This window comes from Peribacillus sp. NPDC058002, assembly GCF_042886655.1.
Classification (GTDB): Bacteria; Bacillota; Bacilli; order Bacillales; family DSM-1321; genus Peribacillus; species Peribacillus aracenensis.
Genome location: NZ_JBHVQU010000099.1, coordinates 1 through 15,405 on the forward strand (window position 1 = coordinate 1; position 15,405 = coordinate 15,405).

Genomic DNA, 15,405 nt, shown 5'->3' on the forward strand with positions numbered 1-15,405 from the left:
GATACAGTATGCCCATGGAGGGAAAGAATTGGGTTCGGCATTAACTGAGCAAAAACCAGATTATATATTTTTCACTGGATCTGTAAAGACTGGAAAAATGATTGGTGAGGTCGCGGCAAGACACCTGATCCCTACGACTCTGGAGCTTGGCGGTAAGGATCCGATGATCGTTCTGCGTGATGCTAACTTGGAGCGGGCTGTGAACGGGGCTTTATGGGGAGCTTTTACAAATAGTGGGCAGGTGTGCATGAGTGTTGAAAGGGTTTATGTGGAACGTCCTGTTTATAAGGAGTTCCTCATGCTTCTTAAAGAAAAAACGAAGTCCATGAGGCAGGGAGTGCAATTGAACGATGATATCGGTTCAATGACTTTCCCGGCACAAGTTGATATTGTGGCTGGACACCTGGAGGATGCACTGAATAAGGGGGCCGTTCTTGAAACAGGTACACCTCCGAAAGAGTGGGAAATGGGACAGACCCATTTCATTCCGCCGACAATTCTGTCCAATGTCGATCATTCCATGAAAATCATGAAAGAAGAAACGTTCGGTCCTGTGTTGCCTGTTATACCTTTCGATACGGAGGAAGAAGCGATCTCCCTGGCAAATGAAAGTGAATATGGACTCAATTCCAGCGTTTGGACGATGGATAGGGAAAAAGCAAGCAGGATTGCGACACGGTTAGTAACCGGGGCGGTGACGATCAATGATGTGCTGATAACGGTTGCTAATCATCATTTACCATTTGGCGGTGCCAAACAAAGTGGGGTTGGCCGCTATCATGGCGAGCATGGATTGAAGATTTTCTGCCATGAAAAAGCGATCATGATCGATAAAGGTAAAAACAATACAGAAATACAATGGTATCCATATGAAGGGAAATACACGAGTTTTTTATCGCTGTTTCAGAACTACTTTTCTGCCAAACCTAACTGGATTCGTTTCGGCAAAGAATATTTTCGATTGATTAAATTATCAAAAGGGAATCGAAAATGAGATCCATTTATAAAAAAGATTGTTATTTTCATAACTCGCGCGTATACTATTAATATACTTAATAACTGATTTTCCTTTCAAAGGGGAGTAGCGTTAGGGTTCGCCCTAAAACAAAGTCGTCATTACGTGGATGTTGAACATCCATCGGCTTTGTTGACATGTTTTCATGTTCAGCAAGACCTTTGCCTATATGGCAGAGGTCTTTTTATTTTGCCAATGCCAATAGGAAGGAAATACTAACTATTGGAGGTTGAATGGATGGAAGCATCAATATTATTGGAATATGGCTGGGTCCTTCTTATCTTGGTTGGATTGGAAGGGATACTTGCTGCGGATAATGCAGTCGTCATGGCTGTCATGGTTAAGCATTTGCCAAAAGAACAACAGCGAAAAGCCTTGTTTTATGGTCTGATGGGAGCTTTTGTTTTCCGCTTTGCAAGTTTATTCCTTATTTCCTTTCTTGTCGATGTGTGGCAGGTTCAAGCAATCGGTGCGATTTATTTACTTTTCATTGCTTTTCAGAACATTTATAAAAAATACACTGGTAAAGGTGAGAAGGGAATCACGAAACCCAAAAAGCAATCGGGCTTCTGGATGACCGTGGTAAAGGTTGAAGCGGCAGATATAGCTTTCGCAATCGATTCCATGTTGGCTGCCGTCGCACTGGCTGTTACACTTCCTGCAACAGGCTGGATGAAAGTCGGCGGTATTGACGGAGGGCAATTCGCTGTCATGTTTCTCGGAGGTTTGATCGGATTGGTCATCATGCGATTTGCAGCAACTGCATTCGTGAAGTTGCTTCATCAGCGTCCTTCACTTGAAATGGCGGCATTTTTGATTGTGGGTTGGGTTGGAGTGAAATTGGCGGTACACACACTCGCACACCCTTCACTGGCTGTCATCGATCATCATTTCCCTGAATCAACTCTTTGGAAATCGATTTTCTGGACTGTATTGATTGGAATTGCAGCAGGTGCATGGATCATCTCAAGTAAAAAAGAAAAAAAAGAAAAAGAAGAGAAAAAAATACAGGGAGCTTAAAAAAAAACAGGCGTGTTAATCACGCCTATTTTTTTGCTTTTTAATGTATTTATGGAGATGACCCTCAAAAGCGCAGGTATGTTTACGTATGATATGTTAAAAGATGTGAATATTAAATTCCGATTATAAAAATGACAATTGTCCCATTGTATTGGACGAAATTCTGAAAAAAGTTATTTTACTGTAATTGCACTGTAATAAACGAGAAAAAACTAAGTATTTTATCATATTGATATATTGTGTGATTTCATTTAAATCGCAAAAATAGTTCTTTTGGTACTGTCTTTTAGACTCCCTCCGCTTAAGATAAGTATGTTGATGCGTATTTTATGTTCAACAGGAGCGAGGTGAGCAAATGCTTGGATTGTTGTTTACAGCATTCAAAAAAAAGCGTTCTTTAGAAGAAACCGTATTGAAAATTCAACAAGGCGATATTAGCCTTCGAAATGATACTATAGAGTCATTCAAACCTTTTATTGCGAAAACCGTCTCGTCGGTTTGCAAACGGTACATATACGAATCGGATGATGAATTCAGTATTGGTATGATTGCTTTTAACGAGGCAATCGATAAATATTCCCCGGAAAAAGGCCGTTCTTTATTGGCATTTGCCGAAACCCTCGTTAAACGAAGGGTTATAGATTATTTAAGAAGCCAATCCAAACAAAAAGAAGTACTATTGGATTTATCTCTGAATGATGATAATGATCGAAGCCATATATATATCGATAATGAAAATTCCATCAATGAGTACGAGAAGCAGAAGGAATCGGAAAGAAGAAAAGAAGAAATTCAGCTTTATATTAGCCATCTACAGGATTTTGGTCTGTCATTTGAGGATTTAGTTGAAAACTCTCCCAAACATGCAGATGCAAGGAAGGGAGCTATCATGATCGCTAAATTGTTAATGGAAGATGCCGAACTGAAAGAAACCCTGTTTGCAAAAAAGCGGCTGCCCGTAAAACAGCTTGAGGGAAAAGTGGAAGTAAGCAGAAAAACGATTGAACGGAACAGAAAATACATCATTGCTGTGGCAATCATAATAAACGGAGATTTTTTGTATTTGAATGATTATATAAAAGGGGCTATCGATGGATGAAAAAAGGAGTTATTCTTTCAGTTAATAAGCGATATGTAACCCTATTGACCCCCGAGGGTGAATTTCTGAAAACCAAAAGGCAGGAACGGGTTTATGAAGTGGGCGAGGAAATCACTTTTTCACCTGCTAACCAAAAGTTCACTTTAGCTTTTTCAAATTTTCATTCATCTTTCAAAAAAACGGCCGTGCTAAGCATTGCCTCTACCTTCTTGATACTCTTTTCGATTCTTCCTTCTTATTTTTCCGGTCACGTGTCGGCATATATGACGATAGATGTGAATCCAAGCATTGAATTGGAGCTTGACGATGATTTAGAAGTTCTCCAACTTACCGGTTTAAATGAAGACGGCAAGCTTGTGATTGATCATCTGAAGGACTGGAAAGGCAAGAATATAAAGACTGTTACAAATCGAATCGTTGAAACGACGAAGCAACTTGGATATATGAAAGGAAATAAACAAATAGTCGTTTCCACAACGTTATTGGAAAAAAATAAAGTACTGGATAAGCATTTAAAAGAAGAGATAAAAGAAATATCTGAGCAGGATAATGTTTCTGATACAAGAATGAAAGTGATCCAGGCAACAAAAAGCGATCGGGAGCAAGCAAGGGAGCAAGGCATATCCACGGGTAGATATCTCGAAAAGAAGTTGAATGAAGATAAAGGGAAGGTAAAAGTCAATAAGAGGGAGTCTGCTCCAGCACCAGATAAAAAAGTAGAGGGAAAAGTTGTTATTCCGAAAGAGAAGGGCGTAACGCTTTGTACAGAAAACAAATCGGTTGGGGAAAAGAAAAAAGAGAATGATGCAATTGAAATAAAGCAAAAGCCAGCCAATGAAGCCAAACCGACTGAAAGGAAAGGACCGGGAACGCAATTTACCAAAATTAAGGAACAAACCGAACAGGTAGATACAATTGGAAAACGGAATGCCATAAACGGATACAAGGAAAAAAGCAACCAGTCAAAAGGAAAATCGGATAAGGATCACAGCAACCAATCAAAGAACAAGCAGAAAAATGATAAGGGTAATAAAAAGTTCGATGTAAAAAAAGTTCCATCAGCCAAAGAAAAGAATAATAACGATCAAAAAAGGCACGACAGGCATGATAATCAGGGCAAGCAGAATAATCAGGGCAAGCAGAATAACCAGGGCAAGCAGAATAATCAGGGTAAGCAGAATAATCAGGGCAAGCAGAATAACCAGGGCAAGCAGGATAAGCAAGATAAGCAAGATAAGCAAGATAAGCAATATAACCACCATGATAAGCAGCAAAATAAACAAGATAAGAATGATTGGGATAAGTCGAAATGGGGTAAAGGCAATAATGGAAACGGAAATGGACATAATGAATAAAAAGAGTCCAGCATGCAGCTGGACTCTTAGCCATGGATATTTAATTGTAATAAAAATTATTGACCTTTAAGTTGAGATTGTGCTTGTTGTACCAGACGTTTCGTGATTTCTCCGCCAACTGAACCATTGGCACGTGCTGAAGTATCGGAACCTAATTGTACACCGAATTCAGATGCAATTTCATATTTGATTTGTTCTAATGCTTGTTCGATTCCAGGAACAAGAAGGTTGTTACTGCTGTTAGCCATTTGAATCTCCCCTTTACTTTTTCAACGGCTTTTGCCGCTGTAATGATAGTATAAGTAGAATGTGGAGTTTTACTTATATGAGCCGCGCCAAACTTATTGGTAAACCTACCTTTTTGTTGTAAGTAAGTCAGTTTTAAAAGAGAATGGAAAAAAGAATGAAAAAAGGATGAAAAAAGGGTAAACTAGATTTTTAATGGTTATGTGATTCGCATAACTATAAAGGAGTAAGAAAGGAAACTCTTTATGTTTGCTATCAAAAAAATATTATCAAAGTTAACACCCGCTCAGCTCATCGTCGGTTATTACTTTTTGGCTGTAAGTATCTCGACCATACTGTTGAGTCTGCCTGTTGCTCTTAAGCCAGGCGTGGAATTTAAATTCATGGATGCATTATTCACAGCCGTAAGTGCAGTTAGTGTGACCGGTCTAACAGTTGTAAGTTTACCTGAAGTGTATAATGAGGTAGGCTATTTCATTCTAATGTTTGTTCTCCAATTTGGCGGTATTGGCATTATGACACTTGGAACGTTTTTCTGGTTGATTTTAGGTAAGAAAATCGGTTTGAAGGAAAGACAATTGATCATGACAGATCAAAACCAATCGAATCTTTCGGGGCTTGTTAAATTATTGATTCAAATCATTCAGATATTTGTCGTAATTGAAATGATTGGCGCTCTAGTTTTAGGCATTTACTTTCTGAATTATTTTCCAAGCTGGCAAGAAGCCTTTTTAAATGGCTTGTTTTTAGCCATAAGTGCCACCACGAATGCAGGTTTTGATATCACCGGTATTTCAATGATTCCATTTAAAGACGATTATTTTGTACAGTTCATCACGATCATCCTGCTTACACTTGGAGCTATCGGGTTTCCTGTCTTGATTGAGTTGAAAGAGTTTTTATCCAATAAAGCCCGTACTTATAAGTTTCATTTTTCTTTGTTCACGAAGCTGACATCAGTCACTTTCTTTTCCCTTATCATTGGGGGAACGATCCTGATTCACTTGCTGGAAATGAACGGGTTTTTTAAAGGTAAGAGCTGGCATGAATCTTTTTTTTATTCTCTATTTATGTCATCGAATACGAGAAGTGGTGGCCTTGCAACGATGAATGTGGGCGATTTCTCGGAACCGACCCTTTTATTGCTGAGCATTTTGATGTTCATTGGAGCATCCCCAAGTTCAGTGGGGGGAGGTATACGGACAACGACTCTGGCCATCATGATTCTATTTTTATGGAATTTCATGAGGGGAAGGCGTTCCATTAAAGTGTTCAAGCGGGAGATTCATCCCGATGATATTCGAAAGGCGACAGCAGTTATGATTATGGGATCGCTCCTTTGCATAATCGCGGTCTTCATTTTATCGATTACTGAAAATTTTACTTTGATGCAAATCATTTTTGAAGTATGTTCGGCTTTCGGTTCAGTCGGTCTTTCGATGGGAATTACACCTGAACTCAGCAATATCGGTAAAATTGTCATTATGATCATTATGTTCATTGGCCGTGTCGGGATAACGTCCCTCCTGTATATCATAGGCCATAAAGAAGTTACGGAAAATTTCCATTACCCTAAAGAACGCGTCATCATTGGGTAAATGAATAAAGTAGAACAGTGACCTTTCCATCGAGGAAAGGTTTTTTGTTTTGTTTGCAGGAATCATGGACAAAATGTTGAAATTTACCTATAAGTGAGAGTTTTCAACCATTTAAACATACAAAATATGCTTAATTTGCCCCCTTACTTTGAATTCATTCGGATGAAGTATAAATCATTTTGGTGAGGAGGTGGAAGAAGTGAAGAAATATACTGGAAGGTTCTTTGTCCCTGCCCTTTTCTTCATATTGATATTACCCTATATAGGGTGGCTTGGGCATGAAGAACGAGGGTTTTCCGCCTTTTCAGGAATATATGTAATCGTAATTTTAACCATTGCCTGGTGTTTGGGTGCCATCTTCGATCATAACCGGAAAACGATTGCTTTGTTGCAGGATAGCGAAGGGCGTTACCGCATTATCTCCAATTACTCTAAAGAATTGATCAATAGCTTCAATGAAGTAGTTTTCCTAACGGATGAGAAAGGGAAATGGTTGTATTTAAACCCGGCATGGAAATCGATGAGTGGTGCAACCGTGAATGAATCCCTGGGGCTTCACTTTTCCAAACATATGGATAACGCTTCTTATCAAGACCTATTAAAGACCTTTGAAGGCTCCTTTCATCGAGGTGACAAATATTTTCGTGCGGACATTAAGCTGAATGCGAAAAAGGGAACAAGTTGGGTTGAAGCATTCGTTAAACTAATTTACGATGACGATGGGAAATTCATCGGGACGGCGGGCATATTATCGGAGATCAATGAACGTAAACATGCGGAGGAAAAGCTTGTGAGCCTAAACGAACACCTGGCAATCACATCAAGCAAATTATCAACGGCAGCCCAACTTGCGGCAGGGATTGCACATGAGGTCAGGAATCCGATGACGGCGATAATGGGATTCGTAAAGTTGATTAAAGATGGCGGTTCCGAAAAGCAGGAATACTATGATATTATTTTTTCGGAAATAAATCGAATCGAGCAAGTGCTGAACGAACTCTTGCTGCTATCGAAACCTGCTGAGGCGGTTTTTCTTGAGAAGGATTTAAAGGAAAGCTGCAACCATGTCGTAACGCTGTTGCAGACAAATGCCGTACTGAACAATATTCAAATTCATAAAAATTATGATTCAGAACCTATTTTTATGTACTTTGATGAAAACCAAATCAAGCAAGTATTAATAAACATGATAAAAAATTCCATAGAATCGATGCCGAATGGCGGCAATATTTTTGTAGGCATAAATGAAAAAAATGGGGAAGTTTTTTTGAGCATTTTGGATGAAGGGGAGGGGATCCCGGAAAACTCCCTTCAAAAAGTAGTAGAACCATTTTTCACTACAAAAACATCAGGAACGGGATTGGGTCTTTCCGTTTGTTTTAGAATCATCGAAAAGCACGGCGGAAAAGTTTTCATCACAAGTGAACTGAAAAAAGGTACGAAAATCGTTTGTATCTTTCCAACCGTCCAACAAAGGGAAAATAGTGAGAACGAAAAGGTCTGGATGCATAGCCGCGAATGACAAGAAAATAAAGATTTAATCGTTGAAAAAATCTGAATATTATGTATATACTTTAAGAGTAATAACATACTAACCGGTTAGTTAGTTTAAAAGGAGGAATTCAATTTGAACTTTGAACATACTCAAAAGGTGAAAGATCTGGAAAAGAAGTTAACGGAATTCATGGAAAAGCACGTCTATCCAAATGAATCAATATACAAGAAGCAGCTGGAAGCGCAGGAGAGCCGCTGGAGTGAAATACCCCCGATATTATCTGAATTGACTACAAAAGCAAAAGAAGCAGGATTATGGAATTTATTTTTACCTGATAGCGGTTATGGCGCGGGTTTAACAAATCTAGAATATGCCCCTCTCTGTGAAATCATGGGTAGATCGACGATAGGCCCTGAAATCTTCAACTGTAATGCACCGGACACTGGTAATATGGAAGTGTTGGTGAGATACGGTTCAGATGAACATAAAGAACGCTGGCTGAAGCCCTTGCTTGCTGGGGAAATCCGCTCATGCTTCTCGATGACAGAACCGGAAGTGGCGTCCTCCGATGCGACCAATATCGAATGCAGGATAGAAAAGACGGGTAATGAGTATGTCATAAACGGCCGAAAATGGTGGTCTTCAGGAGCAGGCGATCCCCGATGCAAGATCGCCATCGTCATGGGTAAGACGGATCCTGAGGCGTCCAAGCATGAACAACAGTCAATGATTCTTGTACCGCTGGATACACCGGGTGTCAAAATCGAGAGAATGCTCCCTGTGTTCGGTTATGATCATGCCCCGCATGGCCATGCCGAAATCACTTTTGAAAATGTGAGGGTCCCGGCAACGAATATTCTATGGGGTGAAGGCAAAGGATTTGCGATTGCCCAAGGAAGACTCGGACCTGGAAGGATACATCATTGCATGAGGTTGATCGGCGCTGCTGAAAGAGCTCTTGAAGAATTATGTAAGCGCATTCAAAAACGTGTCGCTTTTGGTAAAACATTGGCGAGACAAGGTGTGATCATGGAGTGGGTTGCTGATTCACGAATTGAAATCGAACAAGCAAGACTTCTGACCTTAAAAGCTGCTTATATGATGGATACTGTCGGGAACAAGGAAGCGAAGGCAGAGATTGCCATGATAAAAGTGGTGGCACCAAATATGGCCTTGAATGTGCTTGACAGGGCCATCCAAGGATTTGGAGCTGCTGGAATTTCCGATGATTTCCCTTTTGCTGCACATTGGGCAAATGCACGGACTTTAAGGCTTGCTGATGGTCCCGATGAAGTTCACCGCTCACAAGTTGCCAAGATAGAACTTCGAAAATACCAACAAAAGCATGAGGTGAAAATATGAAAGTTCCCGACTTATTCGATTTAACTGGAAAGACGGCGATCATAACCGGTGGAGGAAGAGGATTGGGAGCACAAATAGCGACCGGCTTTGCCGAAGCCGGGGCAAATGTCGTTCTTTGTTCGCGGAAGAAGGAGGCATGCGACGAAGTTGCTTCACAAATCGAAAAGCTTGGAGTCAAGACGCTTTCCCTGAAGTGTGATATCACCAATCCGTCAGATGTACAGGAAGTTGTTAACGAAACGCACCGTGAATTTGGCGCCATTGATATTTTAGTAAACAATAGCGGGGCATCCTGGGGGGCACCAGCCGTCGACATGCCCCTTGAAGCATGGCAGAAGGTGATGAATGTCAATGTAACCGGAACCTTTATCATGAGCCAGACAACAGGCAGGGTCATGATTGAACAGGGACATGGGAAAATCATAAATATCGCTTCCGTTGCCGGATTAGGGGGAACCGACCCGAGGGTGCTCGATACGGTCGGATATAATACGAGTAAAGGGGCGGTCATTACTTTAACGAAGGATTTAGCTGTTAAATGGGGTCAGCATAATATCAATGTTAATGCAATCGCACCCGGTTTCTTTCCGACAAAAATGACGAAAGGTGTTCTTGAGCAAGGAAAGAATCCTATCTTGGATTCCACGCCGCTAAAAAGATTAGGGAGTGATGATGATTTGAAAGGGTCAGCGGTTTTCCTGGCCTCAAAGGCATCCGATTTTGTGACGGGAAATATCTTGATTGTCGATGGGGGTTCACATGCAAAGTAATGAAAGATAAGTAAATATGGCTGGAGGGTATGAAATGATGAATGAAAAAAAATGGCTTTCCGTTTATCCTGATTCAATTTCAAAGGAAATAAAAGTCCCTGAATTTCCGATGCAAAGGATCCTTCAAAATGCATGTCAGTCCTATCCAAACAATACAGCTATTACTTTTTATGACAGAAAGATAACCTATCAGGAGCTTTTTCATGCATCGCAAGCCTTTGCTTCGGCCCTGCAAAAAAAAGGTGTTCAAAAAGGCGATCGTGTCGCCATCATGCTGCCTAACTGTCCGCAATACGTTATAGCTTACTATGGATCATTGGCAACAGGAGCCATTATCACCCAAATCAACCCAATGCTGGTTGAAAGGGAGCTGCAGCATATTTTACAGGACTCCGGTGCGGAAACGATCGTTGTATTGGATGGATTATACCCGAAGGTGAAAAGTGTGCAGCAACACGCCAATCTGAAAAATATCATCGCCGTAAGCCTTCAGTCTTCGGATGCAGATTTCCAGCCTGATGCTTCTTTTAACCAATTCATGAAGACAGGGGACGGTAATATCAATCACGTATCAATCGATCCGGAAAATGATATAGCCGTTCTTCAGTATACAGGAGGAACGACCGGCCGTTCAAAAGGGGCGATGCTGACTCACAGAAATATTCTGGCCAATGTCATTCAATCGTATGAATTCTTCAAGCATGAATTAAAAATGGGTTCTGAAAGAACGCTGTCGGTCATCCCGCTTTTTCATGTTTTTGGAATGACGTCCGCAATGAATTTATCCGTGTATATCGCGGGTGATTCCATCATGCTGCCACGATTTGAAATAGAAGAAGTGCTGGAAACGATTAAGCGTGAACAGCCGACCACTTTTCCTGGTGTACCAACCATGTATGTAGCGTTGACGAATCATCCAAAGGCAGAAGAATATGGAATGGGCTCAATTCGGGTCTGCAACAGCGGAAGTGCACCGATGCCTGTGGAACTGCTGCGTGAGTTCGAACGAAAATCGGGTGCGAAGATATTGGAAGGCTATGGTCTTACGGAAGCTTCGCCAACAACTCATTGTAACCCGGCATTTGCAAAAAGGAAGCCTGGGAGCGTCGGAATTGGTTTCCCATCGACTGAATATAAAGTGATGGACCTGGGGGACGGGACAAAAGAAATGGCCCCTGGCGAATTGGGGGAATTGGTCGTCAAAGGACCTCAAGTGATGAAAGGTTACTGGAATATGCCGGAGGAAACGGCGGTGACCCTGCGGGATGGTTGGCTTTATACGGGTGATATCGCCAAAGTTGATGAAGACGGGTATCTCTATATTGTCGACAGGAAAAAAGATTTGATCATCGCAAGTGGTTATAATATTTATCCGCGAGATGTGGAGGAAGTTCTCTATGAACATCCTGCTGTCCAGGAAGCGGTTGTCATCGGAGTTCCAGATGCTTACCGAGGGGAGTCGGTAAAAGCTGTGCTTGTACTTAAACATAATAAAACGGCAAATGAACGGGAAATCATCGATTACTGCCGAGCAAGCCTATCGGCTTATAAAGTTCCGAATTTCGTTGAATTTCGTTATGAGTTACCGAAAACAAATGTCGGAAAGATTTTAAGGCGGGCTTTAAGAGAAGAACTTTCCAGGAAATAAGAGGGCTTTGATAGTACGAACGCGTATGATATCAATTCAACTGAAATTTTAACAGATTGCGAGGATGCAAACATGAAAGAAAAAATGACAGAACATAGCATACGCTTATTTGAAAAGAAGGGCTTTAGTGAAACGTCGATTTCCGATATCGTCGAGTCGGTCGGGGTTACGAAGGGAACGTTTTATTATTACTTTACGAGCAAAGAGCAGTTGCTTATGGATATTCATCTAGCTTATATAGACGAGTTGCTTAGTGAGCAGGAAATAATCATGTTGGAGCCTGGCAAAAGCTGTAAGGATCAGCTTTTCGATATGGTATTGATGTTATTAAAAAGCATCAAAACCAAAAAATCCAGCGCAACGGTCTTTTTCCGTGAAATGAAAAATCTAAGTGACGAAAAACTTGCACAACTCCTTCCTAAGCGGGATGAGTTCCGTAATAAAATCGAGCAAGTGCTGAATAGCGGCATCGAGAACGGAGAACTACGTTCCAATCTCGATGCATCCATCATCTCTTTTGCTATTTTGGGTGTGGCCAATTGGAGCTATCATTGGTTCGACCCAGAAGGTGAAAAAACCGAACAGGAAGTTGCAGCCATTTTTATGGGGATGATTCTGCAGGGAATTGAAGCGTGACCGGGTTACATACTAACCAGTTAGCAGAAGGGAGATAGAAGGCATGACCAACAAGCAAATTCAATCAATAACCGTAATTGGGGCTGGGCAGATGGGGCATCAAATTGCGATGCTGGCTGCACTTGGAGGTTACGAAACGATTCTTCAGGATGTTCAGGGAGACGCGTTGAATACAGCCCAAGAAAAATTGGATGTCATTTTGACTAAATGGGTTCAAAAAGGAAAATTGTCCGAAGATCGTAAGTTGGCTGCTTTTAACCGTCTTCAATATACCACCGATCTTGAGAAAGCGGCCAGTGGAGCTGATTTGATCATTGAAGCGGTTGTTGAAAAACTTGATGTGAAACGGGAAGTCTTTGCTAGACTTGAAGAATTGGCCCCAGCAGAAACCATTTTTGCTACGAATAGTTCAACGATTGTTAATAGCCTGATTGCGAGTGTGACGAATCGTCCGGATAAGTTCATTAATATGCATTTCTTTTTCCCGCCTCTAATAATGGATTGTGTTGAAGTTGTCATGAGTGATCAAACATCGGAGGAAACAGCGAGGCTTGCGATGAAAGTCACAGAAAAAATGAATAGGACAGGAGTTTTGTTGAGGAAAGAGATATCGGGTTTCGTAGCCAACCGAATTTTGGGAGCTTTGCAGCGTGAGGCCTTATATTTGTATGAAGAAGGGATTGTGGACTATAAGGATATCGATTTAATTTGCAGAAAAGCTTTAGGCCACCCCATTGGCCCTTTTGAACTGATGGATCTATCAGGTATTGATGTAGGATATTTTGTCATGCAGCAGCGATACAATGAAACTGGAAATCCAGAAGACAAGCCAAATGCTTGTATTGAAGAAAAGGTGAATAAAGGACATTTAGGAAGGAAAACAGGAAAAGGCTGGTATGATTATCCAAACCAAGGAGTGAAGAATTGATGACAAAATTAATTAGAGTGGTTAAGGAAAATAGGCTTGCGGTCATCACCATCGATAATCCTCCATTAAACGTAATCAGTAAACAAGTATTCAGAGAATTGGGAGAAACATTCGATGAACTTTCAAAAGATACTGAAACTGTTGCAGTACTCATAACCGGTGCAGGCAATATCGCATTTGCGGCTGGTGCCGATATAAAAGAATTCCCTAACATGATGGGGAACCCGAACATGAAAGAAATGGTAAAGGAAAGTCATGCTGTCCTAACCAAAATCGACCAGTTACCTAAACCTACTATAGCTGTATTAAATGGCCTGACTTTGGGAGGCGGATGCGAACTGGCTCTGGCCTGTGATTTGCGAGTGGCAGAAACACAGGTTCAAATTGGTCTGCCTGAAGTGAAATTGGGCTTATTTCCTGGAGCTGGCGGTACACAGCGTTTGTCCAGACTTGTAGGAAACGCAAAAGCAAAAGAGATTATATTTACCGGTGATCCGCTTGGTGCCATAGAAGCGGAAAAGATCGGGCTTGTCAATAAAGTCGTTGAGCAAGGCTGCGGCTTATCGGAAGCGAAAATCTTGGCCTCACGATTGACAAGGCACTCACTTCAGGCACTTTCGAGAATCAAGAAAGCGATTGATGAAGGAAGTGAGGCAACGCTTGAACAAGGTCTAGAGATTGAAACGAATCTTTTTGAAGAAATCTTCCAAACTGAAGATGTTAAAGAAGGGGTTTCCGCTTTCTTGGATAAACGTAAACCAGCTTTCGTACATCGTTAATCAAGGAGGGGTCTTATGCATGAATTTGAAGTCAACGTCCGTTTTTCCGAAACGGATGCTTTGGGCCACATCAATAACACAAGCTATTTCATATACCTCGAAGAAGCACGAATGAAATTTTTTGAAGCTTTAGGCCTAGCGGCGAATGTCGAATCTTGGAATTTTTTGTTAGCCTCCACTAAATGCGACTTTATTGCTCAGGGATATTTCAATCAACTATTGACCATCCGTACATCTTTGACAAAAGTAGGGACGAAAAGTTGTGAAATGGCCCATGATATCCTCTGTTCACAAACTGGGGAAGTGATCGCTAGGGGAAGTGCAGTTTTAGTCTGTTTTGATTTTTTGAATCAAAAAAGTGAACCTATTCCTGAATTTATTAAAGAAAAGCTCATTTCACATCTTGTTCATAAATAGAATGTCAAAAGTCTAAAGGAGTGGAAGAACATGGTTGACGATACGATCCCTGTTCGGCCCGGCGAGGAACTGAATGTTGGTGCATTAGAAGGTTTCCTAAGGAAAAATGTATTGGACCTTCCAAATGAACCGTTAGAATTGCAACAATTTTCCACGGGCTATTCCAATTTGACCTATCAACTGAAAATTGGTGAGTGGGAGGCTGTCCTCAGAAGGCCACCACTTGGTCCTGTTGCTCCAAAGGCACATGATATGAAGCGTGAACATCATATCCTATCTTCAATCAACCCATATTTTCAGGCAGCTCCCGAGCCTATTCTGTTCTCGGATGATGAATCGATTGCGGGGGCCCCTTTTTTCCTAATGGAAAGGAAACATGGAATTGTAATAGATACTGAATTTCCCAAGGGAATCGAGCCTACTGTTGAAAAGTGCAGACAGCTTTCATATGTGATGATCAACCGGCTTGCTGATCTTCACTCGATTCCCTATGAGAAAACGGGATTGGTGGAAATTTCCAAACCTGAAGGGTTCATTGAAAGACAAGTGCGCGGATGGATTTCCCGCTATGAGAGAGCAAAGACAGATGAAATCAAGGAAATTCGTCCGCTTATCGATTATTTTCAAGAGAATATCCCAAAATATAGCCAGACTTCAATTATCCATTATGACTATAAGATCAATAATGCCATGTTTAACAAGGACCTTACAGAGATGGTTGGTTTATTTGATTGGGAAATGTCCACCGTTGGTGATCCGCTAGCCGATTTAGGAGTGGCTTTAAGCTACTGGACGGAAAGCGGTGACCCGGAACTTATCAAATTCGGTGTGGGTCAAGCGTCAATCACGACTTTATCGGGTTTCCTGACACGCAGGGAATTTATCGAGACGTATGCAGCAAGAAGCGGCAGGGATGTTTCCAACGTCGATTTTTATTTAACCTTTGGTTACTTTAAGTTAGCTGTCATCCTTCAGCAAATCTATTATCGATATAAAAAAGTCCAGACTAATGATCCCCGTTTTTCCAAAATTGAAAA

General features: G+C 41.2%; 15 protein-coding genes. 14 read left to right on the forward strand and 1 reads right to left on the reverse strand.

Features of this window, described 5'->3' with window-relative positions; all coding sequences use genetic code 11:
- The 4 genes from ACFVSH_RS16385 to ACFVSH_RS16400 all read left to right on the forward strand — a co-directional run.
- Positions 1 to 994, forward strand: a 994-nt coding sequence (locus tag ACFVSH_RS16385; protein WP_387706893.1) for an aldehyde dehydrogenase family protein, incomplete at its 5' end; no start/stop codon positions are given.
- 258 nt (positions 995 to 1,252) lie between these two features.
- Complete coding sequence (locus tag ACFVSH_RS16390; RefSeq protein WP_387599481.1) at positions 1,253 to 2,035, forward strand: TerC family protein; 783 nt, start codon at positions 1,253 to 1,255, stop codon at positions 2,033 to 2,035.
- 355 nt (positions 2,036 to 2,390) lie between these two features.
- Positions 2,391 to 3,134, forward strand: a complete 744-nt coding sequence (gene sigI / locus ACFVSH_RS16395) for an RNA polymerase sigma factor SigI (protein ID WP_260284105.1) — start codon at positions 2,391 to 2,393, stop codon at positions 3,132 to 3,134.
- On the forward strand, positions 3,131 to 4,489 hold the full coding sequence (locus ACFVSH_RS16400; RefSeq protein ID WP_387706895.1) for an anti-sigma factor domain-containing protein: 1,359 nt from the start codon (positions 3,131 to 3,133) through the stop codon (positions 4,487 to 4,489). Before sigI ends, ACFVSH_RS16400 begins: the two co-directional genes overlap by 4 nt.
- Positions 4,490 to 4,545: 56 nt before the next feature.
- Here the strand turns inward: ACFVSH_RS16400 and ACFVSH_RS16405 are convergent, their stop codons facing one another.
- The gene (locus ACFVSH_RS16405) at positions 4,546 to 4,737 is read right to left on the reverse strand and encodes an alpha/beta-type small acid-soluble spore protein (protein ID WP_034314196.1); all 192 of its coding nucleotides are present in this window, start codon (positions 4,735 to 4,737) and stop codon (positions 4,546 to 4,548) included.
- Between the two features lie 243 nt (positions 4,738 to 4,980).
- Between ACFVSH_RS16405 and ACFVSH_RS16410 the strand changes: the two genes are divergently transcribed.
- From ACFVSH_RS16410 to ACFVSH_RS16455, 10 genes are all read left to right on the forward strand, one after another.
- A complete protein-coding gene (locus ACFVSH_RS16410; RefSeq protein ID WP_387599487.1) occupies positions 4,981 to 6,333 on the forward strand; it encodes a TrkH family potassium uptake protein in 1,353 nt (450 codons plus the stop codon).
- 199 nt (positions 6,334 to 6,532) lie between these two features.
- A complete protein-coding gene (locus ACFVSH_RS16415) occupies positions 6,533 to 7,855 on the forward strand; it encodes an ATP-binding protein (protein WP_387599490.1) in 1,323 nt (440 codons plus the stop codon).
- 105 nt (positions 7,856 to 7,960) lie between these two features.
- Entirely contained in the window at positions 7,961 to 9,190 is a 1,230-nt protein-coding gene (locus ACFVSH_RS16420) for an acyl-CoA dehydrogenase family protein (RefSeq protein WP_387706898.1), read from the forward strand.
- Positions 9,187 to 9,960 (forward strand): SDR family oxidoreductase, encoded by a 774-nt coding sequence (locus tag ACFVSH_RS16425; protein WP_387706900.1) that lies wholly within the window; start codon positions 9,187 to 9,189, stop codon positions 9,958 to 9,960. The genes ACFVSH_RS16420 and ACFVSH_RS16425 overlap by 4 nt, the downstream gene beginning before the upstream one ends.
- 37 nt (positions 9,961 to 9,997) lie before the next feature.
- A complete protein-coding gene (locus tag ACFVSH_RS16430) occupies positions 9,998 to 11,608 on the forward strand; it encodes a long-chain-fatty-acid--CoA ligase (protein ID WP_387706905.1) in 1,611 nt (536 codons plus the stop codon).
- Between the two features lie 72 nt (positions 11,609 to 11,680).
- Positions 11,681 to 12,244, forward strand: a complete 564-nt coding sequence (locus ACFVSH_RS16435; protein ID WP_387706902.1) for a TetR/AcrR family transcriptional regulator — start codon at positions 11,681 to 11,683, stop codon at positions 12,242 to 12,244.
- Between the two features lie 43 nt (positions 12,245 to 12,287).
- Complete coding sequence (locus ACFVSH_RS16440; RefSeq protein WP_387599499.1) at positions 12,288 to 13,172, forward strand: 3-hydroxyacyl-CoA dehydrogenase family protein; 885 nt, start codon at positions 12,288 to 12,290, stop codon at positions 13,170 to 13,172.
- Complete coding sequence (locus ACFVSH_RS16445; RefSeq protein ID WP_387599502.1) at positions 13,172 to 13,951, forward strand: enoyl-CoA hydratase; 780 nt, start codon at positions 13,172 to 13,174, stop codon at positions 13,949 to 13,951. The genes ACFVSH_RS16440 and ACFVSH_RS16445 overlap by 1 nt, the downstream gene beginning before the upstream one ends.
- A 15-nt stretch (positions 13,952 to 13,966) precedes the next feature.
- A complete protein-coding gene (locus tag ACFVSH_RS16450; protein ID WP_387599505.1) occupies positions 13,967 to 14,368 on the forward strand; it encodes an acyl-CoA thioesterase in 402 nt (133 codons plus the stop codon).
- A 30-nt stretch (positions 14,369 to 14,398) separates the two neighbouring features.
- On the forward strand, positions 14,399 to 15,405 hold a 1,007-nt coding region (locus tag ACFVSH_RS16455), incomplete at its 3' end, for a phosphotransferase family protein (protein WP_387706903.1).

Excerpts from the sequence above, each read along its gene's own strand:
- ACFVSH_RS16410 (WP_387599487.1), top strand. The coding sequence starts at position 4,981 with ATGTTTGCTATCAAAAAAATATTATCAAAGTTAACACCCGCTCAGCTC.
- ACFVSH_RS16405 (WP_034314196.1), bottom strand. The coding sequence starts at position 4,737 with ATGGCTAACAGCAGTAACAACCTTCTTGTTCCTGGAATCGAACAAGCA.
- sigI (WP_260284105.1), top strand. The coding sequence starts at position 2,391 with ATGCTTGGATTGTTGTTTACAGCATTCAAAAAAAAGCGTTCTTTAGAA.
- ACFVSH_RS16435 (WP_387706902.1), top strand. The coding sequence starts at position 11,681 with ATGAAAGAAAAAATGACAGAACATAGCATACGCTTATTTGAAAAGAAG.
- ACFVSH_RS16445 (WP_387599502.1), top strand. The coding sequence starts at position 13,172 with ATGACAAAATTAATTAGAGTGGTTAAGGAAAATAGGCTTGCGGTCATC.
- ACFVSH_RS16425 (WP_387706900.1), top strand. The coding sequence starts at position 9,187 with ATGAAAGTTCCCGACTTATTCGATTTAACTGGAAAGACGGCGATCATA.
- ACFVSH_RS16390 (WP_387599481.1), top strand. The coding sequence starts at position 1,253 with ATGGAAGCATCAATATTATTGGAATATGGCTGGGTCCTTCTTATCTTG.
- ACFVSH_RS16450 (WP_387599505.1), top strand. The coding sequence starts at position 13,967 with ATGCATGAATTTGAAGTCAACGTCCGTTTTTCCGAAACGGATGCTTTG.
- ACFVSH_RS16400 (WP_387706895.1), top strand. The coding sequence starts at position 3,131 with ATGAAAAAAGGAGTTATTCTTTCAGTTAATAAGCGATATGTAACCCTA.
- ACFVSH_RS16430 (WP_387706905.1), top strand. The coding sequence starts at position 9,998 with ATGAATGAAAAAAAATGGCTTTCCGTTTATCCTGATTCAATTTCAAAG.
- ACFVSH_RS16440 (WP_387599499.1), top strand. The coding sequence starts at position 12,288 with ATGACCAACAAGCAAATTCAATCAATAACCGTAATTGGGGCTGGGCAG.